Source organism: Pelagicoccus enzymogenes (assembly GCF_014803405.1).
Lineage (GTDB): Bacteria > Verrucomicrobiota > Verrucomicrobiia > Opitutales > Opitutaceae > Pelagicoccus > Pelagicoccus enzymogenes.
In genome coordinates this window covers 563,542-583,470 of the sequence record NZ_JACYFG010000051.1, presented here as the reverse complement: position 1 = coordinate 583,470, position 19,929 = coordinate 563,542, and the positions used below count along the sequence as shown (strand labels likewise).

Genomic DNA, 19,929 nt, shown 5'->3' with positions numbered 1-19,929 from the left:
GAATTCGCTAGGCTACAGGGGTTATGACAACGAATACACAAACACCGTCAACTCAATCTCCCCGTGCCGTGCTCGTCATCGGGGCCAATGGAAAAACCGGCCGCCGCGTCGCTCAACGCCTGCAAGCCGCCGGCCTGCCCGTGAAAGCCGCTTCGCGCTCAAGCGAGACGCCCTTCGACTGGCAAGACAACTCTACTTGGGCTCCCGCTCTCGAAGGGGTCCAGTCCGCCTACATCACCTTTTATCCAGATCTCGCCTTCCCAGGCGCTGCCGACTTGGTGGAAGGCTTCGCAAGGGTTGCCCTCGACCATGGGGTCAAACGCCTCGTCCTCCTCTCCGGCCGCGGGGAGGAAGGCGCCCGGGACGCGGAGCAACGTATCCAGAATTCGGGTGCGGACTGGACCATTGTCCGCTGCTCGGTCTTCAACCAAAACTTCAGCGAATCCTTCGCTGAAGCAATTGCCCACGGACACCTCGCCATGCCCGTCGGTCAAACGAAAGAGCCATTCGTCGACGCGGAGGACATCGCCGACGTCGCATTTGCCGCTCTTACGGACAATCGCCACATCGGACAGGTCTACGAGCTCACTGGTCCACGACTGCTAACCCTAGAGCAAGTGGCCAGCGAACTGAGCGAAGCCATCGGTCGAACCATAGAGTTCCACAGCGTATCCGTTTCCCAATACGCGGAAGAACTTACCCAACACGGATTTTCATCGGAAGAAGCCCTGCCAATCGCCCAACTGATCTCTGAGGTCTTCGACGGCCGCAACGCCTACCTCACCGATGGCGTACAGCGTGCTCTCGGGCGCGCCCCGCGCGACTTCTCCGATTTCGCGAACGCCGCCGCTGCAGATGGGATTTGGAATCCCAAGGAGGTTCTGTCATGAACTCCTGGATACTTGTTATCGAAGTGTCCGCCTTGTTCGGGTGCGCCTTGGTCGGAGGCATCTTCTTTGCCTTCTCTTCCTTCGTAATGAAAGCGCTCGGGAGGATCCCAGACCCTGCGGGGATGCACGCGATGCAATCCATAAACATCGTGGTGCTCAATCCCCTCTTCCTCGGATTATTCTGCGGCACCGCCCTGCTGTCCGTAATCCTTGTCGTCAACGGGATCGCGACAACCACCTCGCCTTGGCTTATCGCTGGCGGTCTCAGCTACTTCTTGGGGACCTTCCTGGTCACCGCGCTCGGAAACGTGCCGCTGAACAATCGACTCGCTACCGCGAGCCCGAGCGATCCCGCGGGGCACGCAACCTGGCAAAGCTACTTGCCGCGCTGGACCTTTCTCAACCACTTGCGCACCGCTGCCGCAATCCTCGCCGCCTTCTGCGTCCTCATGGGACTCCTTCCCGCCTGAAACCAATGAAAGAGCAAAACAAGCAAACCGTACGCATCTTCATCGAGGAAGCCCTCAACCGGGGCAACCTCAGAGTGATCGACGAAGTGATCCACGCCTCCTATCGCTACGATTCTCCCAACGAAGCCATGCAAGGAGTCGAGCAACTGAAAGCCTTCGTGCTAGCTCTGCGCAGCGCGTTCCCGGACCTGTATATCGCCATCGAGGAGCAGATCGCCGAAGGGCAAAGCGTCTGCACGCGCATCTCCCTGAGCGGAAGCCACCAAGGCCCTTTCCTCGGCGTCCCCGCTACCGGAAAATCCGTGCAACTGCAGGGCGTCATCATCAGCCGATTCGAGGGGCCGCTGATCCTCCACGAGTGGGAATTGCTCGACCAGCTGGGCTTGCTGCAGCAACTGGGGCTGGTCAAGCAGTGAAGCGATAGTCCCGAGAGCCCGCCTGCCGAAAGGCGGGCTCTTACTGTCTGACAAATGTAGTTCTCGTCTCCGAGGCTGGGGAGCATGTTAGTCTCCGCACGGCGTGACAAATGGCCCGAGTTGACTACCCTGCATGGGTGGTTCGCGAGCATCCGGTCCACCCGACACGCAGCCCCCCCAAAAAAAGACTCATTTCGAATCCTTAGCGCTTCAAACGCCCAAACCCTTCACTGCCTCAGCCCCAACGCACATGAAAAACATCTGCCGCCGTAGTTTCATCTCCACTACATCCCTACTCGCCATCTCAGCCAAGACTCTCGTCTCGGCCCAAGATGCGTCCGCCCAGGCCGTTGCTGGAAAAAAAGCCTACCCCAAGCCCACAGCCGGCAAAGGCCAGCTGCGTTGGCTGGAGGGACAACAAGCCCACGCCGGCACCGCCTTCGGCGTGGCATGGCCCAAGGGTGAACATCGAGCCGACACCACCTTTACGGTCAAGACGCCGAACGGCAAAGCCGTGCCCGTACAGACTTGGACCACGGCCACTTGGCCCGATGGCAGCCTCAAGTGGACCGGGCACGCCTTGGCGCCCGACGCGCCCGCAGCCGACTACTACGAAATCGCAGCTGGCTCCCCCGCGACTCACTCCTCGCCGGTGAGCGTCAAGCAGACTGCTGACTCCACCCTGGTAGACACCGGAACCATCCTCTGCGAGCTCCCACATAGCGGGGCCGCACTCATTTCCTCGGTCTCCCGCAAAGGCAAGCCCGTGCTCGTCAACGGCCTGCTTACCGGCACCCGCCAAGACGCCCCGGAACGCGGAGCAAATGTGGAGCCCTTCAGCAGCGAAATCGAAACCGTCGAGCTTGAACAAAGCGGACCCGTTCGCGCCGTCGTTAAAATCACCGGCACCCATCGGACCGGCGGACAACGCGATTGGCTGCCCTTTTCCGTAAGGCTGTATTTCCACGCTGGCAGCGAAGGTATCCGCATGGCCCATACCTTCGTCTTCGACGGCGACGAAGAGAAGGATTTCATCAGCTCCCTCGGCGTCCGCTTCCACGTTCCCATGGGCGATGCCTACTACGATCGCCATGTCCGCTTTGCCGGACAGAACGACGGGATTTGGGGCGAGGCAGTCCAAGGCCTCACCGGCCTGCGCCGCGACTCGGGCAAGGAAGTGCGCGACGCTCAGGTCGCCGGCGAAAAGGTTCCCGACATCACCACCTGGCCAACGAACGTCAGCAGCCGTATCCACTGGGTACCTACATGGGGCGACTTTTCGCTGAGCCAGCCCAATGCCAACGGCTTCTCGCTGCGCAAGCGAACCAAAGCAGGCCAAGGCTGGGTCCCCGTCGACCAAGGGGAACGAGCCAACGGTTTCGGCTACGTGGGCGGCGCCAGCGGCGGCGTTTCCTTCGGAATGCGCGACTTCTGGAAGCTCCATCCCACGCAGCTCGACATCCGCGACGCCGCTACCGACAACGCCGAAGTCACCCTCTGGATGTGGTCACCCGACTCCCCTCCCATGGACATCCGCTTCTACCATGACGGGCTCGGCCAGGATGTGGAAGGCCCGCTCGAGGGCACAGACGTTCCAGGCGTGCGAACCAGCGTCCCGGACACGCCTTACGCCAAGCAGTTGGACGCCCTAAACATCACCTACGAAGACTACGAGCCCGGCTTCGGCACCCCGCACGGCGTAGCTCGCTCAACCGATCTCTATCTCTGGGCCCACGACGCGACGCCCTCACGCGAACGACTGGCGGAGCTTTCCCAATTCACCGCCCACCCACCTCAGCTGGTTCCCAGCCCCGAGGACCTGCACCGCGCCCGAGTCTTCAGCAATATGTGGGACCTCCCTAATCGTTCCACACCTGCCCTCTCCAAACTGGAAGACCGCCTCGACTGGTCCATCGAGTTCTATCACGACCAAGTCGAACAACGTCACTGGTATGGCTTCTGGGACTACGGCGACGTCATGCACACCTACGACCGCGACCGCCACGTCTGGCGCTACGACGTAGGAGGCTATGCTTGGGACAACTCCGAGCTCTCCTCCGACATGTGGCTATGGTACACCTTCCTGCGCGACGGCAACAGCAAAGCCTTCCGCTTAGCAGAGGCGATGAATCGCCATAATCGCGACGTAGACATCTACCACCTCGGCCGCTTCAAGGGCCTTGGCACCCGCCACAACGTGCAGCATTGGGGTTGCAGCGCCAAACAGTTGCGCATCAGCACCGCCATGAACCGCCGCTTCCACTACTTCCTCACCACCGACGAGCGCACTGGAGACGTGCTGAACGAAGTGATCGAGGCGGACAAGGCTCTCGGCACCCTCAACCCACGCCGTAAGTTGCCAGGCGAGCCCTTCACTCCAGAGCAATCCATTATGTCTCCAGGAACCGACTACGGAGCCACCGTCTCCAACTGGTTCACCGCTTGGGAGCGCACCGGCGATCCCAAGTATCGCGGTTGGATCGAGGATACCATGCGAGCCATCGGGAAATCGAAGTACGGGTTCTTCACCACTGCCTTCGACTACGATCCCGAGACGAAGTCGATGATCCCTATCGACGAAGTTCCCAATCGCGTGTCCCATTTGAGTATTATGTTCGGCCTGCCCGCCATTTGCGCAGAGCTGATCCAAAACTTGGACGTCCCCGAGTTCGAGGAGGCTTGGCTCCAGTACTGCAGCCTCTGCAACGCGCCCGACGAAGAGGTCCAGGCTGTTTATGGAACCACCTTCCGCGGTCCGGGCTTCGAAAGCTCGCACTCCCGCATCACCGCTTACGCCTCCTACATGAAGGACGATCCCAAGCTCGCGGAACGAGCCGTCGACGCCTTCTACAGGAACGAGTGGGGATCTCGAGTGGAACTGAAGACGCACCGCATCGACGGTCCCGATGTCCTCAATCCAGTTGACGAGGCGGCTTGGGTCTCTACCAACGACTCTGCCCAATGGGGCCTCGCAGCCATCCAAGTGTCCGCCCTGATACCGCAAGCCTTGAGCAAGCAGTAGCCGCAGGGAGAAGATTCAAAAACCGTAGCGCTGAGCTTCAGCCAGCGTCCGCGTTGCAGGATCTAGCAACGCGGACGACATAGAAGTCGTTCCTCCATCAGGCACCGCCCTAAAATGTCGTAGGGCTGTCGCTCGCGACACGCCGCAGTGCAATTTTGCAACACAGCATGTCAGCGAGCGCCAGCCCTACCGTTTCGCAGCTTGATCGTAGCTGCCTTGCTGACTTTAAGTTTACTCCAGACCGATCGTCACCAACGACTTGGCTGGCAACTTGACGACCAACTTTCCCTTGGCGAACTTGGCGCCCTTGAACGCGCTCGGCACCAGAGCGTCGGGAGCGTCGAAGGTATTGCGAGCATTCATGGCATCAGCCGTAAGGATACGAGCCTCCTTCACCTTGAGCTTCTTCCCGTCGGCAAACTGTACCTCAACCGTACGCGCTTCGTTGGGGTCAATATTTGTCAGGCTCAAATGGATACGTCCGGCATCGTTGATAGAAGCGGTCGCGCTGATGGCAGGCAAAGGCTCACCTTCTTCGCCGTCGTACTTGTACTCCCCTCGATCGAGCTCATAGGGCAAGGCGGTAGCCTCGCGGTGGGGCTTGTAGAGGTCGAATGTATGGAAGGTGGGCGTGCGCAACATGCGTTCGCCATCTGTCAGGATCATCGCTTGCAGCACGTTTACCGTCTGGGCGATGTTGGCCATCTTCACGCGATCCAAGTGCTGGTGGAAGATGTCGAGCGTGACGGAAGCCGAGAGGGCATCGCGCAAAGTGTTTTGCTGATACAGGAAACCGGGGATGGAGCCCTCTTCCTGCTCATGCCAAGTCCCCCACTCGCCCACGATCAGCCAAACGCGCTTCTCGGGATCGTGCGCGTCCATGATGGCCTTGTGGTTGGTGATGAGTTCGTCCATCTCCATCGCTCTTCCCATCAAGCGGTACCAGCCGCCTTCATCGAAATTGACGGCCTGCCCCTTGTGCGTCGACCAAGAGCCATCAAGCGTGTAGTGGTGCAAGTCGATACCGTCGATCATGCGGCCCGCCCGCTCCATCACGACTTCGGTCCAATTGTAGTCGCCGCCTGCGGGCCCCGTCGCGATGCGGAACGGCTTCACGTCTCCGTAAGCATGCAGAAAGGTCGCGAAACGGCGATAGAGATCGGCGTAGTACTCCGGCCGCATATGGCCGCCGCAGCCCCAGCTCTCATTGCCTACGCCCCAGAAACGCACCTTCCACGGTTCGTCTCGGCCGTTTTCGCGGCGCAGCTTGGCCATGGGACTTTCGCCGGGATGGTTGATGTACTGCCACCAGTTCGCCATGTCTTCGACCGATCCGCTGCCCACGTTGCCTACTACGATCGGTTCGGTTTCCAACTCAGCCACCAGATCCATGAACTCATGGGTGCCGACGGAGTTGTCCTCGGTTACCCCGCCCCAGAGATTGTTTACCACCGTGGGACGCTGGTCCTTGGGGCCAATGCCGTGCTCCCAGAAATAGTAGTCGGCGAAACAGCCGCCCGGCCAACGGAGATTGGGCACGCCCAGTTCCTTCAAGGTCGCCACGACGTCGTCGCGAATAATGTAGTCGCCATTGGCGTCCTTCTTCCAAAAGCCGTCGTAGATGCCGCGACCTAAGTGCTCGGCGAAGTGTCCATAGATGTGCTCGCTGATATGCCCGTTCGAGCCGGACGTATCGATCGTCATCTGATGCACCGGTTCAGCCGAGACGGCAACAGCCAGAGCGAGGGTAGGTAGCATTGATTTGAGTAGGGTCATAGTCGTGTGGGGTTCAACGGTAGGCGGGGGATTCTGCCGTAATTGGATTTCGCATACGGAACATCTGTCTAGGCCAGCTCCGTTTAATGAAGCTCAAACGCTAGAAAACTGCGGGCGAAGGGTCGACTTAAATCAACAAGAATCTGACTGTCCTAAAGAACTAGATTCCTTGGTTTTTCCACCGCTCATTTCCCAAAGAACCTCCGTTGAAACAGCAGTCTTCGGCGCAAATTCAGGACTATCCAGGTAGCGAAAAAGGCTGTGGAACAACTGCCGCTTCACGAGACAATTCTCAGCCCCGCTCAAATCGAGGCCGCAAACCAACAGTTTACCCTTCCCTAGGGACGCTTCCCAGAGAAGCCCTAGATCTCGGTTCGTGTACCAGTCGTCGATAACCCTTACGATGGGATCGACCTGTCCCGCCAAGAGCTCTAGGTTCAATGGCGTCGCCCCTCGCAAGGCGTACCACCATTGCCAATCCGTGTGGCAGTCGGTCGGAAAGCGCTTCAGAGCTGGGTGCTCCGGATCGCAAAGGATCCCTAGCGTGTGGGGGGCTTGCTGCTGCGTGCAAGCGGTATTCCAAAAAATAGGGGTAAATCCGAGCGCAACGTCGCTGCCCATCCAAGCCGCATCTGCATACCAGAGAACCTTCATACCGGCTTCCATAGCCGTCAACGCGTCAGAACAATTGGATACGACAGCAACTCCCGAAGCATCCAAGGAGACGAGGGGGTCCGAGTAAACCCAGATATCCCAGCTGTTGGCGACAGACTCCCCTCCCGAGCTGAGCTCGACTTCGAGGCGACAGCGGCAGGCATTGACCACTTTGCTCAACGAGCAAGCTAAGCTTGCTACCTCCCGCAAGCCTCCTCGTTCGAGACTCGGAATATCCACCTCACCCTGATCCACGATCGCCCCCGCTTGCGAAACCAGCTTCCAGGAGAGTCGTGCTTCCTTCCAATCCCTCAGACCGAAATGAGCGACTTCGACGATCGCCTCCAAGCTTTCCGCAGCGGAATACACTCGCTTATCGAGGCGGGCCAAAACAACGACCTCTCCGCAGAAGCGCCGCATCTCAGCTGCTTCGAGATAGCCCTTGCTCTCCCAAAACGCGTCAAGCACCCCTACAGGGGCCGTTCCCTGCCCCGGAAAATCCTGCAGGCCCAAAAGCTGGAACCCGGCCATCCCCGGCGTACGCAGGGCCGACTCGATTTCTTCCTTGTAGCACAATGCCTGCAGCTTGCCGGAAGCCCGAACAAAGTCCGATACCCATTCCTCAAGGCCGCTGGCCGCCAGACCTGCGCCGAAGATCTCGTAGTTTCGTGCCTTCAAATGTCCACAGTATTTGCCTGTGTCATAAAGCGGTGGATACGCGGACCATTGACCATTTTCATGAGCGATGACCGGTACCTGACGCTTGGATACGCAATCGCGATAATCGTAGGTCGTCGCTGGAGGCGAACCGTTGAGTCGACAGTCTAGGCCATCGCCCCATTGATGCACGCGGGGCTCTGAAACCACTTGAAAATCGTTCGCGTCCAATTCCGGCCACCCCGCAGCCCCGGTGTAGAGGCGACGTGGGTCACGCTTGCGAAAGTGCTTCACCCACTTGGTCAGGAACGCCTCGTGCTGGGGACCGCCCGGCTCGTTCCCGCAGGCCATCATCACGAAACAAGGGTGGTTTCCGTAAGCCCGCAATACGCGTTCGCCCTCCCGATAAACCCAATCGTCCACCTCCTCGCCATCTCCGATCCCCGCTGGCGAATTGAAGGCGAGTACCGCTTCCGCGTTCGGCCAAACCGCGCACTCGACTTGAAAGTAGAGCCCCAGCTCGTCCCCCGCCTCGAAGGCCGCTTTCGGCGGACACCAGGAATGAAAGCGAACATGGTTAAATCCGTGGGCTTTGATGCGTCCTAGGATTTCGCGCCAAGAGTCCTGATCCATGGGGGGGTGACCCGTTTTCGGAAAAACGCAGCAATCGAGGGCTCCTCTCAAAAACGTCCTGCTTCCATTGATACAAAATTGGGTCCCTTCCACCGTAAACCTTCGCAGGCCAAAAACCTCCGTTCTCCGGAAATCCCCGCATCGAAGTTCCAACTCGTAAAGATGCGGGCCAAATTCATCCCAGAGCAACGCATCGGCTCCCAGCCGTATTTCACCTTCGAAAACGCCCCCCTCGCCTACCGCGGTTTCTTGCACCACCAGAGCCGCGCCACCTTGCACTTCCATCCCGCGTCGCGCCCGAACCGCGAGCTGCAGCGTCGCCCCTTGAAGGGCTCCTTGCAGGGCGCCTTCGACGCGGATGCTGCGGCTTTCCAGCAAGGCAAACACTTCCAATCGCTCGCAACGCAAGCCCTCCGTCGCCAACAATTCGATACGCCCCACCACTCCATTCCAGTTTCCCTGAGTATGGTCGCTGAGGCTGTGGGCGTTCTCTCCCAGCGGAATGCTGAGTCGATTGTCGACGCGAAGCGTGAGGCGATACCTTTGCCCCGCCTGCAAACGTCCCAAGTCCAGCTCGACCGCCGCGGAAAGACTCTCCCCGCTCCCGATCTCGCGTTCGTCCAGCCACGCTTGGACCTGCCAATGCACCCGCTCCAAAAAAAGAGTCAGCGCTTTTCCGTTCCACCCTTCAGGCACTTCGAATTCCTTCTGGTACCAAGCGACACCCACAAATCGCGTCTCAGGCTGCAGGCAAAACGGAACCTTGAAGTTGCTCCCCTCGCGGTAGGAAGCGTACTTTTCCGCATCGAAAAAGGAGCGATCGAATATCGTTCCAGTCCACTTGCTATTCAGATCAACAAGCTCCCCAATCCCCTGTCCATCGAGCGATCCCGGCAATTCGACTTCCCTCGAGAACGAACGGCGAAACCAATCTTCGGATACGCCCCGATCGTTTGGGTCCAACTCAAGCTGCCACGATCCCGCAAGGGAAAGCGAAACGGGAGACTCGTCGGAACTCATGACGCTTGCCTCCCCTCGGATTTGAAAGGCGTCAAGGGCGCGCGTTCGACAGTCTGGCTCTGGGGGCTTGTTGAGATAGGAAGCAACACGCCCCCCAGCAAGCCACCCAACGCCACAGCCTCAATGAAATCCTTTTCGGAACGTCCGACTTCCATCCGCCGGTCAGCCCGCTTCAATGGCAGTTCGCAAGCGGTCAATTTCGATGGGCACATTGTTGAGAAAATCTACGAATTTTTGAGCTTCCACGGACAGCACCATCGATCAGGTACACCAGACGTTCCTCCGCTCCGACTCCACGTCGGACAGCTGGGTGGTCTCAGCCACGAGCATGGAAACCGCCCAGGCCGGGCAGCATGAGAAAAGAGTTAAAAGACGAGACATGGGGAGGATTGGGGCACTTATCGCTCGCAAAATAGACTTTCCGCCATAGCTCGCAAGGAGTCGAATCGTCAGCGAACACTCTTACATGTGTGCCTTGTCAATGGCCGGCCATTCTTCCCGTCAAATTCTCGGTAGCCAAAACAAATGCCTTCAAACCCAACGCCGTCCCGCCCACCCAATCCTTCGCCCTGCCGGAAACGCTGCGAGCTGGACCAGCGTGGCGTCTGCCGCGGCTGCGGCCGCACCCTGCACGAAATCTCCCTCTGGAGCCGCGCCCCCGAAAGCCTGCGGGCGACCATCGCCCAAGCCGCTCGCCACCGTCTGGCAAAGGCCCCTTGAGTCTCATGCGGCAGATGCCCGTTCCATTCCGCAGTTGCTGCAACCGAATGCTGGAGATCTTCACGAAGAGCCCTCGAATCCAAGAAAAAGACTCGCCCTCATCCTTTTCCACCGCTTGATCATTGGGCTCTAGCGGACAAACCTGTAGCTGTCTTCCTCCCTCCTCCCGTTCTCGAAAGTTAGTAGTGAAATTCTTGGATCCGAAATACATCGTCGTCGGCAACTCGTCCGACGACCCCTTCGCAATCGATGTCGCTTACGGCATGGGACAGATCGAGGACGTGGCTGACAAAATCAGCATGAAGCGCTTCGCCAATACCGAGTTCTGCCCACGCTTCATTTCCGACGAAACCGACTTCGAAAACATCGGCAACAAGATGGCGGGCAAGTCCATCATCATCGTCAGCGCCAGCAGCCTGGGCATGAGCCGCCAGAGCCTCGCCATGCGCACCTTCATGATCGCCCGCGCCGCCAAGGAAAACGGCGCCGCCGAGGTCATCTTGGTGGAGCCCGACCTTTTCTACAGCGCCCAAGACCGCGGAGCCCGCCCCGAGCTCGGCAACACCGCCCACGACCGCGACAGCAAGGACCTCAAGAAATTCGACGGGCAACCCTTCACCGCCAAGCTCTACGCCGAGCTGCTCAAGCTCTCCGGAGTGGACGCCGTGCTCACCGTGCACAACCACTCCAAGTCCGTGCGTAGCATGTTCACCGAAGTATTCGGCGGACGCTTCTACGACCTCATCCCTTACGAGATCTACGTCGACTACTTCCTGAACTCCGACATCGTCGACTACGGCGACGAGGGAGAGGGCCTCGCCCTCTGCGCCCCCGACAAGGGAGCCCGCGAGTTCGTGAAGGAAATGTTCAGCCGACTTGGCCTGTCCAAGGCTAAGTTTGTCCTCCTAGACAAGGAGCGCACCGGCGAGCGCGAGGTGCAGATAAAGCTGCACGCGGAGAGCGAAACCACTTTCGAGGACATCCGCGGCCACGACATCATCCTCTTCGACGACATGGTCCGCACCGGCTCCACCGTCGTAAAGTCCTGCCAATTCCTCAAGCAGATCGAGCCCGGCAAGACTGTCTTCGCTGTCAGCCACTTCTACGCCAGCGAAGAGGGCCGCGTGAAGATGGCCAACACCGCCATCGACGAAATCCTCACTCTCAACACCATTCCCACCATCCTCAACCGCGACGTGCAAGGACGCCTGCGCAAGAAGCTGGTCGTGCTGAAGATAGAGAAGTGGCTAGCCCTCAACCTTTGCCGCATCCTCAATATCGAGGAGCCCAAGGGCGACGACGAAAGCCTGTACCAGATCGACATGTCTTCCAAGAATTCACGCTGGAAGCGCAAGATCTGGCTCAGCGAACAGCTCCGCACCCTACATCAGGAAAAAGGAGGAGCTCACGCTTCTCGAGCGTCAACACGGTAGCGTCTTCCGGACGCGGCGGGCTCCTGCGCCTCTCTCCCTCAATAATCGAAGACTCCCGTCGAAGGCCGGGCCAAGCGAGGTCCCTCAACCTTGGTTCGGACCGTCCGATGCGCCACGGTTCTCGACGTCTCCCGCGTCGTCCCGTCGCTTGTGCTGCTCGCTCTTCTTGACCTGCTTGAGCATTTCCTTGCGGGCCAGATAGACCACCACCACCATGATCGCGATCCCGAGCAGAGCGGAGAAAACGAAACCAACGAAATCCTCAAGCATCGTCCTCTTGGCCCCCTCCAAGTTCGAGCTCTCCGTACACTTCCTCGAAGGGGACCCAAGTGTCGTTCTTGAGGTCCGGCTCGTTCAAACGCACGATGTTCAAGCTTATCTGCAATTCCTTGAGGGCCGTGTCGAATCGGCTTTTGCTGCAGCCAAATCGCTCCATAGCCTCCCGCCTCACCTCAGCAGTCGTCCCCGGACTTAAGCGCACAATCTCGTAGACTTGCTGGGCGAGCGGCTTGCAGGCGGAAACCACATAGGCGTGCTTTGGGTAGTGCACTTCCTTGAAATACCGCATGCTCATCAAGGCCGCATGCCCTCCCTTGATCTTACCGTAGTATATGTCTTCTGGATACAAGGTGGGCAGCTCGATCTTCCACTCCCAAACCGCTTCCATGCGAGCTCCCCATTTGGTTCTCCCGCCACTACGATCCGGCAAGTCGACCGCATCGTAAAAGGAACCGATCCCCGGAACGCTCTCGCTGAAAATCGTGCAGATGCCCACCTTCTGGATAAAGTCGTAGGCTTCTTCGATTGTTTGCACACCCGCCATTGAAGGCTCAACAAATCGCTTCCTAGCCGAAAGAGAAAGCTCAAAAAGCGGCTTTGGCACGCGAACGCCTGCATCAGGCCAGGTCCAACACGCGCCGCAGGGAATCAAGCATGACGGGCTTCGGCAGGTAATCGTTCATCCCCACCATCAGGCACTCCTCCCTGTCGTGCTTGCTCGTGTAAGCCGTCACGCCAACAATCGGCACTTCGCGATTTATCGGACAAACCTCTCCCGAACGAACGATGCGCGTCAGGCTCAATCCGTCCATGCGAGGCATTTGCACATCCAACAGAACAATGTCGTAGGGATGCTCCGCCAACAGGTCGCGGGCTTCCAGACCATTGCGAGCATGGTCGGTATTCACGAACCCAAGACACTTGGCCATCGACTGCAGGACCTCCAAGTTCGTCTCGTCGTCATCGACGATCAGTACCCGAGAGCTCGCGCGATCTCGGATGGGAACGTCTCCCGGGCCGGAGGGATCGGCCTCGGTTACGTTGTCGAACTTGAGGTCGATGGTGAACACCGTCCCCTCGTTCAGGACGCTGCGGCAGGCGATCTCGCCGTCCATCGCCACCACGAGGCGCTTGACGATCGCCAAGCCCATCCCGATGCCCCCCAAGTTTCGTCCGCGCTCTCCGCTGACCTGGCGGAAGGGCTCGAAGATCTTGCGCTGATGCGCCTCCTCGATGCCGATCCCCGTGTCCTTCACCTCGATGAAAAACTCTGTGGCATCCGGCTCGATCCGGGAAAAGACCCGTACCTGTGCCCCGCCACGTTCCGTGAACTTGAACGCGTTTTGCAGCAGGTTGCTGACGACCTGGCGCAAGCTAACCGCATCGAAATGCACCGGCACATGGCGCCCCTCGAAACAAAAGTCCAAGACCAGGCCCTTCCCCCGATACATCTCCTCGAAACTCTGCACCGTGGAGCGCAGGACATCCAGCGGGTCCCCAGGCTTGTACCAGCGCTTCACGTCCCCGCTCGACAGGTGGGAGTACTCCAGCACGCTGTCGATCAAGCCCTTCATGTGTCGGCCGCTCTCCTCGATCGTCTGGGCAATGCCCTCGATTTCGCCGCCCACGGCCCGAGACTTCAGCAGCTGAGCGTAGCCCATCATGGCGTTCAAGGGGGTCCTCACCTCGTGCCCCATCATCCCTAGAAATTCGCTCTGCACCCGCTCCGCTTCACTCACCTGCTGGCGGGAACGCTCAAGCTCGTCCTGCATCTTGCGCATTTGGTAGGCGCTGGAAACGACTTGGGCAAACTGGCAAAGCAAGGGACCTGCGCGGTCGTTGACGCTCTCCGTATCGATCAAGTCGTCTACCGAGATGAAGCCGAATATCTCGGCCTTCGCCATGAGCGGAACCGTGATGCGCACTCCCCGCCCCACGACCGCCGAGTCCGCAGCCCTTAAGGAATCGATCGGCTTCTCGAAGTAATGAGGCGAGCGCCGCCACGCCTCCATCATGTCGCGAATGTAGCCGGAGTTGTCGAAGATCCGCTCCCCTCGCTCGTCGATGACCTTGCCTTCCATGTCCACCCCAAAGGTCCCGGTAGCGCAGGCTCCGTCGTCATCCAGCAGCCAAATGCCCATGCGAACGAAGCCTAGCCGTTCGCGCCCGAGGACCACGGAGGCTCTCATCAAATCGTCCACGCCATCGCAATCGCAGAGCGCCGTGGCGATCCCAGGCAGTTTGCTCAACTGGCCGGCAAGCCAACCTCGTTCCACTCGTGGCAATTGATTCCGGAAGCTGACACTGCGGTCGAGAGGCGAACGTTTGAGCATTGAAAAAAGGACTGAAAGATCGGGCCGGACCTACTTCATTGCAGCTGTCGCGGCTTTCCCGAAACCGGGAGCCCTATTGATAGCGACTTTTCGCTTATTTTCAAACGAAGCGCCCTAAGTTTTGTTCACACGCTCGCGCACCCCCTGGCCCCCTTAAGCTCCTAGCGGCTCCCCAGGCCGAGCGAGCGCCTTACTCCTTCAGCACCATGTCGATGCACATAACCGCCGCGATGATCAGCTTACGCAACGGATGGTCTGGCTCCAAGGAGGGAGCTACCTGCAGCATGTAATTGTCGGCCGATGTGAATAACTCTTTTCCGAAGCCCGACCACTGCTTGCTCACGTGAGCGAACTCCATGCCGTCGATCCCGAAGGAAAAATCCCAACCGGTCCACTTACCCTTGAGCGAGCAAAGCACCTCCCCCTCCGCCGAGTAGACGTCGAACTTTCCCCCGATGGAAAAGAACTTCTGCTTGAAGCTTCCCAGCAGGTTTCCCTCGCCGTCAAAAACTTCCACCTCGGAAAGCAGGAAGGAAACGCCCCGCTTGATCTCGATCAAGGTCTCGCCGCCCGGCTCCCGGATCTCGATGTGGAACGGCGTCATCCGCTTGTAGTCCGTGAAACGGAGCAACTTGGTGAAGCCGCCCAGCTTTTCCTCGCGACACTCCAGCACCAGCCGACCGCTCTGAGGATCGTACATGTCGAAATTGTTCGCCGCCTTGAACATGCCGACATGCTCCTTGACCACGAAGCTATTGAGCGAAAGAGGGGAATTGGCCCAGGGATCCATCGCCTCAAAAAAACGATCCCACTCTTCCCCGGCAACTCCCATTTAATTTTCCAGAAAACTACCCAGCGCCCCAGGTTCCAGACTGACCAAGTTCCTCTTGTGGACTCCTATTGTGGGAAGCGGCCTTGCGCCGCGATAAGGTCGCGCATTCTCTGAGCAAGGCCGCTTTCCACACCCTTTCGATCTGCCCACTGTGCGACGAATCCCAGTAAACCGCACTCGCCTTCACGCCATGAGCTCACTCAAAACCCAGAAAAACGCCCAAAGCGTCAGCGCCTTCCTCAACGCCATCGTAGATCCGCAAAAACGAAAGGACACCAAGACCATTTGCCAGTGGATGAAAACCGCCTCCCGAGAAAAACCCGCCATGTGGGGGGACGCCATCATCGGCTACGGCAGCTACCACTACCGCTACGCCAGCGGGCGCGAAGGAGACTGGTTTCGCATCGGCGTCTCTCCCCGCAAGCAATACCTCTCCGTATACCTGCTCGCCGGATTCGAGAACCAGCAAGACCTGCTCGCCAAACTCGGCAAGCACAAGACAGGCAGCTGTTGCCTCAACATCAAGCGCCTCTCGGACGTCGACGAAACCGTCCTGCAAGAACTCATAAACCGAGCCGCCCAAGCCAAAATTTGCTCCGAACAATAATCATCCCAAGAAAACAATTCCCCAAGTCACCAAAAACAAAAAATCGGTGCCAATCGTCCCCATCAGTGGTTCAAAAACCGCCACCAAAGCTCCTCTCCCCAATCCCCCCTCACCCCTCATCCTTCCAATTCCCCCTTCCTCCTTCAAAATTCCTCCTTCACTTTTCCCCCATCTCCGTCCATCAACCCCGCCTTCATGAGCGAAGCAAACGTCAGTCGAGCTAAGACGCCCCTTCCCGCCCCTATCGAGGCCGGACAGCCACTCACTGCCCTAGCGCCCATGCAGGATGTCACCGACAAACCCTTCATGGCGGTCATCGCCGACTGCGGAGCGCCCGACTATTTCGTCACCGAATACTTCCGCGTGCACGTGCAGTCGCGGCTTGAAAAGCACATCCTCGAAGCCGTTACCGAAAACAACACCGGACGCCCCGTCTTCGCCCAAATGATCGGCGAAGACATCTACCACCTCACCCGCGCCGCCAAGGACCTGCAAGCCCACCCCATCGCCGGCGTCGACCTCAACATGGGCTGCCCCTCCCCCACCGTCTACAAGAAGCAATGCGGCGGCGGACTCCTGCGCGACCCGCAAAAAGTCGACCAAGTCCTCGGCGCCCTGCGCGAAGCCGTGCCAGGACTTTTCACGGTCAAAATGCGTATTGGCTTCCAGGATACGGAAAACTTCGATGCCATCCTCGACCTCGTCAACAAGCACGAGGTTGACCTGCTCAGCCTGCACGGCCGCACCGTCAAGGAAATGTACCGCAGCCAAGTCCACTACGACTTCATCAAGCGCGCCGCCGAACGCGTGAACTGCCCCTTGCTCGCAAACGGCGACGTCACCTCCGCCGCCAAAGCCCGCTGGGTGCTCGACTATACCGGTGCCGCCGGAGTCATGGTCGGCCGCCACGCCATCCGCAACCCCTGGATCTTCCGCCAAATCCGCGAAGACCAAGCTGGCCTCCCTGTATCCAAAATCACCCTTCACCAAGTCAACCGCTACGTGAAGGATCTTTACGCAGCCGTTGCCAAGCCGCACGCCCCCGAGCAAGCCCAGGTCAACAAGATGAAGAAGTACCTCAACTTCGTAGGGCAAGGCGTCGATCCCGAAGGCAAGTTCCTCTACGAGATGCGTCGGGCCAAGACCAAGCAGCAACTCTTCGATATTTGCGACCGCCATATGCCCGAAGACGGCGACGCCCTCTTCGCCGACGAACCCTACTCCGGCGTCATCGCCCGCCCCAATTGCGAGAGCTAGACAGGGCCGCAACCCTATCCACTAATCTCCCAATCACCCAACAATGGATGCTTCAACTTGATGTATCCATCCGACGCCGACAAAACTGACCAGGGAGCCGCTGCCGCAAAATCTTTTCCCGCGTAGCTTAAGCTTACCAAGGTCACCGTTTCCAGTGGGGCCAATTCCTTGAGCAGCAATCCCGTAACATGCAAGGGGGCCTGGATGCTGCGACGCGGTCCATCCGCTTCGCTCGAGCGTTCATCAACGGCGGTCGAATCATAGCCTGATACCGCCTGCAAGGCGATAGCCTTTACGTCGGTTCGAGCTTGCACCCATCCCTCCTTTTCCTCGACCCTGATTGACTCGGAATCGTGATAGCTGAGCGGGTAAGACCCGAAGCGCAAAGTCACCTCTTGGCAGGATTTGCAACGGTGGACCGCCAACTGCCAGTCCCCCTTCCAGTGGAGATTCGTTTCAACCGAAACCTGCAAGCCATCGACCTTCCCCCCCAAGCTGTACATGCAAGCCATACGGTCGCTCTCCAAGACAAGCGGAACGGTGCCGTGCCGCCCATAAACAAATTCGCTTCCTTTCATTTGAGCGGTCAGCGATCCATCAAACGGATACACATCGTTGCTCCGAGGAATCGTAAATCCCCAACCGGACTTGTAACTAAGGCGGCCCCACTTGTGGGCCCCAAATCGAGTATTGGAGGAGCCGATCTGCGTGCCCGCATTGATGATCTCAGAGGCTCCGTTGACCTTGCGCACGATCAATTTCGGTCCCTTTAAAGCTACGCTACTATCGCTCGGCAGGCTCTCCTCCCCGTCCGTCCAAAACGGGTCGCTAGGAGGAAGCAACAAGGGGGCGAAGCCTTTGGCTGCCCAGTACGGGGAGCCTCCGCAAGAGTAGCTCTCGGTCAAATCTGGAAACGCATCCACCCAGCCCAAGGACAAGCACCCTTGGCTCTGCTCGATAGGACAGTCCAAAAAGAACTTTAGGTTTCGGGTGCAGAGTTCTCGCGACACTGCAGGGCTCAAGGGCGATGCCCCTTGTTGGTGGGCCAACGCAATTGGGGCCGACGCGTTGAAGCGGTAAGCAATCGAACGCCCAAAGGCAGGATGCTCCCCGCTATCCGCGAAGAAGCTAGCATACGTTTCCAAAAACAAGCGGGTTCGTTTCGCCAAACGCTCGCAGCGAGCGGGATCCTTTTCGCCATATAGACGTATCCACCACATAGGATAGAAGTGCCAAGCGTAGGCGTTGTAGAAATCGAAGGCCTGGTTGTTTCCGTCCATGTACCAACCGTCGCCCGCGTACATCTTTTCCAGTTCCTCGAAGTACCAATCGATAGCAGCCCGGCAACGAGCATTCTCGCCGCGCTCGGCCGCAAGAAACTCCAGCAAGAAAACGCCGAAAAAGAGATGGTTGTTCCAATGGTGCCCGTTGCCCGCATCCGATTCCAACCAAACCAAAACCTGTTCGCGCTCGAAATCCGAATACGATTCCCACAACCAGTTTCGACTCATCTCGAAGGCGATGCCGAGCAAGCCCATCTCAACCGAATGCTGGCGGTAGTTCGTGGAGTATCCAAAAAACTGATCCGACTCGGAATCCGTTCCTAAGAGCAAGGCCTGCCGAAACCACGCCTTGCCTTTTTCCAAGGCTTCCCTGTCGCTCTCCTCGCAGTGATGCCCTAGCGAGACCTCCCAATGGCAAAATAACAGAAACGGACGCGCAAACGCCTCCAAGCGATCCGCATCCAGGCAGTGATCGCTAGCCTTCCCCTCGATCGGCAGATGCGCTAACCCCGTTTGCATCAGGTCCAGCAGCGGCTGCAACAGCTCTTTCGCGGCGTCTTGCCAATAGCGGTAGGATGCGGGCACCGTAGCGCAAGTGAGATTCGATTGTAGGTTCATCAAAAAAGTTAGGTCGAGCGATCGTAGACTTCTGAGGTGATCGGCGCGATCAATGCCTCTCCCGACCGATAGCGTTTGAGATTTTCCAAAGCCCGATCCCCTGCATCGCAGCGGCGGTCCGTCGTCGGTCCACTCAAATGCGGCAAGAGGGTTACGTTGCGACATCCCCGCAACGGATGGTCAGCCGCCAGCGGTTCAGCGGCGAAAACGTCCAGCCCGACTTGCAGCTCGGTACTTTTCACCACCCGCAACAATGCCTCTTCATCGACCAAAGCGCCGCGGGCGACGTTGATAAAGGCGCCGCCTTCCGGAATGCTGCGCAGCAGGTCCTCGCCTATGATTTGATGCCGATCAGGCGTGAGGGCTTCTAGCTCGATGACTACATCGTGCTGAGAGAAGAGCTCTTGCAAGCTATTCGCCTTCCTTACTCCAAATTCTTGATACACTTCGTCCGGCATGCCTTCCGTGTAAGCAGAGATGCGCGAAGTGAAAGGTCTCAACAAGGGGACAAGCTCTTTGGCAATTGCCCCGAAACCGTGCAAGCCTACCCTCCGTTCGAAGAGAGAAAGCGTCACCGTGCTCGAATCTTTCCACCCCCCCTCGTCGTGCATCTGATGCGACCAATACGTAAGACGGCGCATGCAAGAAAGGGTCAGCAGCAGGGCGCACTCCGAAATGGTCCGGCTAATGGAGTTTCCCCAATTCGTAACGAGCAGACCTGCATCGATCTGCTCCCGAGAAACCAGATGCCGCACGGAGCCAGGCAGGTAACAAAGGTAGCGCAAGGCTGGAGCCAGGGCGCTCATCGTATCTTCCGGCAAGGGATGCATGCCCCACCCACCGACGATGATCTCAGGATTGCTCTCCGCTAAAAGCTCAGCCCATTCCTTTTTGGAGCAAGTTTCGGCATCCACTAGAAGACAGGGTTCCAACAGAGCTTGCAACGACTCGAGTCGCCCCCCCTTTAGGAAGGTGTCGCGTTCCCTATCCTTTAAGACAATCAGATTGGTAGAGTTCATGCGGATCCAG

17 protein-coding genes are annotated in these 19,929 nt (G+C 58.6%); 9 read left to right on the top strand and 8 right to left on the bottom strand.

Going from position 1 to position 19,929, the window contains the following annotated elements; translation table 11 throughout:
- Nucleotides 1-23 precede the first annotated feature (23 nt).
- From IEN85_RS21250 to IEN85_RS21235, 4 genes are all read left to right on the top strand, one after another.
- On the top strand, nt 24-890 hold the full coding sequence (locus tag IEN85_RS21250) for an NmrA family NAD(P)-binding protein (RefSeq protein WP_191619110.1): 867 nt from the start codon (nt 24-26) through the stop codon (nt 888-890).
- Complete coding sequence (locus IEN85_RS21245; protein ID WP_191619109.1) at nt 887-1,360, top strand: anthrone oxygenase family protein; 474 nt, start codon at nt 887-889, stop codon at nt 1,358-1,360. The genes IEN85_RS21250 and IEN85_RS21245 overlap by 4 nt, the downstream gene beginning before the upstream one ends.
- 5 nt (nt 1,361-1,365) lie before the next feature.
- Nucleotides 1,366-1,776: an ester cyclase gene (locus IEN85_RS21240; protein ID WP_191619108.1), complete on the top strand. Its 411-nt coding sequence runs from the start codon at nt 1,366-1,368 to the stop codon at nt 1,774-1,776.
- Between the two features lie 250 nt (nt 1,777-2,026).
- Complete coding sequence (locus tag IEN85_RS21235) at nt 2,027-4,798, top strand: exo-rhamnogalacturonan lyase family protein (RefSeq protein WP_191619107.1); 2,772 nt, start codon at nt 2,027-2,029, stop codon at nt 4,796-4,798.
- A 231-nt stretch (nt 4,799-5,029) separates the two neighbouring features.
- On the opposite strand, the gene IEN85_RS21230 is transcribed toward IEN85_RS21235, so the two are convergent.
- On the bottom strand, nt 5,030-6,556 hold the full coding sequence (locus IEN85_RS21230; RefSeq protein ID WP_425503179.1) for an alpha-N-arabinofuranosidase: 1,527 nt from the start codon (nt 6,554-6,556) through the stop codon (nt 5,030-5,032).
- 150 nt (nt 6,557-6,706) lie between these two features.
- Entirely contained in the window at nt 6,707-9,538 is a 2,832-nt protein-coding gene (locus IEN85_RS21225; RefSeq protein WP_191619106.1) for a glycoside hydrolase family 2 TIM barrel-domain containing protein, read from the bottom strand.
- 123 nt (nt 9,539-9,661) lie between these two features.
- Between IEN85_RS21225 and IEN85_RS21220 the strand changes: the two genes are divergently transcribed.
- The 3 genes from IEN85_RS21220 (at nt 9,662) to IEN85_RS21210 (ending at nt 11,691) form a co-directional block, all read left to right on the top strand.
- Nucleotides 9,662-9,895, top strand: a complete 234-nt coding sequence (locus IEN85_RS21220; protein WP_191619105.1) for a hypothetical protein — start codon at nt 9,662-9,664, stop codon at nt 9,893-9,895.
- 168 nt (nt 9,896-10,063) lie between these two features.
- A complete protein-coding gene (locus IEN85_RS21215; protein WP_191619104.1) occupies nt 10,064-10,258 on the top strand; it encodes a DUF1289 domain-containing protein in 195 nt (64 codons plus the stop codon).
- Nucleotides 10,259-10,443: 185 nt separating this feature from the next.
- Nucleotides 10,444-11,691, top strand: a complete 1,248-nt coding sequence (locus tag IEN85_RS21210) for a phosphoribosyltransferase family protein (RefSeq protein ID WP_309025985.1) — start codon at nt 10,444-10,446, stop codon at nt 11,689-11,691.
- An 84-nt stretch (nt 11,692-11,775) separates the two neighbouring features.
- On the opposite strand, the gene IEN85_RS21205 is transcribed toward IEN85_RS21210, so the two are convergent.
- From IEN85_RS21205 to IEN85_RS21190, 4 genes are all read right to left on the bottom strand, one after another.
- Entirely contained in the window at nt 11,776-11,961 is a 186-nt protein-coding gene (locus tag IEN85_RS21205) for a hypothetical protein (protein ID WP_191619103.1), read from the bottom strand.
- The gene (locus tag IEN85_RS21200; RefSeq protein ID WP_191619102.1) at nt 11,954-12,505 is read right to left on the bottom strand and encodes an AlkZ-related protein; all 552 of its coding nucleotides are present in this window, start codon (nt 12,503-12,505) and stop codon (nt 11,954-11,956) included. Before IEN85_RS21200 ends, IEN85_RS21205 begins: the two co-directional genes overlap by 8 nt.
- A gap of 82 nt (nt 12,506-12,587) precedes the next feature.
- Nucleotides 12,588-14,303 carry a hybrid sensor histidine kinase/response regulator gene (locus IEN85_RS21195; protein WP_191619101.1) on the bottom strand — a complete coding sequence of 572 codons (1,716 nt, stop codon included), beginning with the start codon at nt 14,301-14,303 and terminating at the stop codon, nt 12,588-12,590.
- A gap of 190 nt (nt 14,304-14,493) precedes the next feature.
- Entirely contained in the window at nt 14,494-15,093 is a 600-nt protein-coding gene (locus IEN85_RS21190) for an LURP-one-related family protein (RefSeq protein WP_343222574.1), read from the bottom strand.
- 232 nt (nt 15,094-15,325) lie between these two features.
- Here IEN85_RS21190 and IEN85_RS21185 point away from each other — a divergent pair, with 232 nt between their 5' ends.
- Together IEN85_RS21185 and IEN85_RS21180 are read left to right on the top strand one after the other, a co-directional pair.
- Entirely contained in the window at nt 15,326-15,742 is a 417-nt protein-coding gene (locus tag IEN85_RS21185) for a DUF1801 domain-containing protein (RefSeq protein ID WP_191619100.1), read from the top strand.
- Between the two features lie 195 nt (nt 15,743-15,937).
- Complete coding sequence (locus tag IEN85_RS21180) at nt 15,938-16,999, top strand: tRNA dihydrouridine synthase (protein ID WP_224772758.1); 1,062 nt, start codon at nt 15,938-15,940, stop codon at nt 16,997-16,999.
- Between the two features lie 14 nt (nt 17,000-17,013).
- Here IEN85_RS21180 and IEN85_RS21175 read toward each other — a convergent pair whose 3' ends face one another.
- Together IEN85_RS21175 and IEN85_RS21170 are read right to left on the bottom strand one after the other, a co-directional pair.
- Nucleotides 17,014-18,900, bottom strand: a complete 1,887-nt coding sequence (locus tag IEN85_RS21175) for a DUF2264 domain-containing protein (protein ID WP_191619099.1) — start codon at nt 18,898-18,900, stop codon at nt 17,014-17,016.
- Nucleotides 18,901-18,908: 8 nt separating this feature from the next.
- Nucleotides 18,909-19,919 carry a hydroxyacid dehydrogenase gene (locus IEN85_RS21170; RefSeq protein WP_191619098.1) on the bottom strand — a complete coding sequence of 337 codons (1,011 nt, stop codon included), beginning with the start codon at nt 19,917-19,919 and terminating at the stop codon, nt 18,909-18,911.
- Nucleotides 19,920-19,929: the final 10 nt, after the last annotated feature.

Bases quoted from the DNA above. Each gene is read 5' to 3' on its own strand.
- IEN85_RS21195 (WP_191619101.1), bottom strand. From the start codon at position 14,303: ATGCTCAAACGTTCGCCTCTCGACCGCAGTGTCAGCTTCCGGAATCAA.
- IEN85_RS21175 (WP_191619099.1), bottom strand. From the start codon at position 18,900: ATGAACCTACAATCGAATCTCACTTGCGCTACGGTGCCCGCATCCTAC.
- IEN85_RS21250 (WP_191619110.1), top strand. From the start codon at position 24: ATGACAACGAATACACAAACACCGTCAACTCAATCTCCCCGTGCCGTG.
- IEN85_RS21245 (WP_191619109.1), top strand. From the start codon at position 887: ATGAACTCCTGGATACTTGTTATCGAAGTGTCCGCCTTGTTCGGGTGC.
- IEN85_RS21225 (WP_191619106.1), bottom strand. From the start codon at position 9,538: ATGAGTTCCGACGAGTCTCCCGTTTCGCTTTCCCTTGCGGGATCGTGG.
- IEN85_RS21190 (WP_343222574.1), bottom strand. From the start codon at position 15,093: ATGGATCCCTGGGCCAATTCCCCTCTTTCGCTCAATAGCTTCGTGGTC.
- IEN85_RS21185 (WP_191619100.1), top strand. From the start codon at position 15,326: ATGAGCTCACTCAAAACCCAGAAAAACGCCCAAAGCGTCAGCGCCTTC.
- IEN85_RS21215 (WP_191619104.1), top strand. From the start codon at position 10,064: ATGCCTTCAAACCCAACGCCGTCCCGCCCACCCAATCCTTCGCCCTGC.
- IEN85_RS21235 (WP_191619107.1), top strand. From the start codon at position 2,027: ATGAAAAACATCTGCCGCCGTAGTTTCATCTCCACTACATCCCTACTC.
- IEN85_RS21205 (WP_191619103.1), bottom strand. From the start codon at position 11,961: ATGCTTGAGGATTTCGTTGGTTTCGTTTTCTCCGCTCTGCTCGGGATC.
- IEN85_RS21230 (WP_425503179.1), bottom strand. From the start codon at position 6,556: ATGCTACCTACCCTCGCTCTGGCTGTTGCCGTCTCGGCTGAACCGGTG.
- IEN85_RS21170 (WP_191619098.1), bottom strand. From the start codon at position 19,919: ATGAACTCTACCAATCTGATTGTCTTAAAGGATAGGGAACGCGACACC.
- IEN85_RS21180 (WP_224772758.1), top strand. From the start codon at position 15,938: ATGAGCGAAGCAAACGTCAGTCGAGCTAAGACGCCCCTTCCCGCCCCT.
- IEN85_RS21220 (WP_191619105.1), top strand. From the start codon at position 9,662: ATGAAATCCTTTTCGGAACGTCCGACTTCCATCCGCCGGTCAGCCCGC.
- IEN85_RS21240 (WP_191619108.1), top strand. From the start codon at position 1,366: ATGAAAGAGCAAAACAAGCAAACCGTACGCATCTTCATCGAGGAAGCC.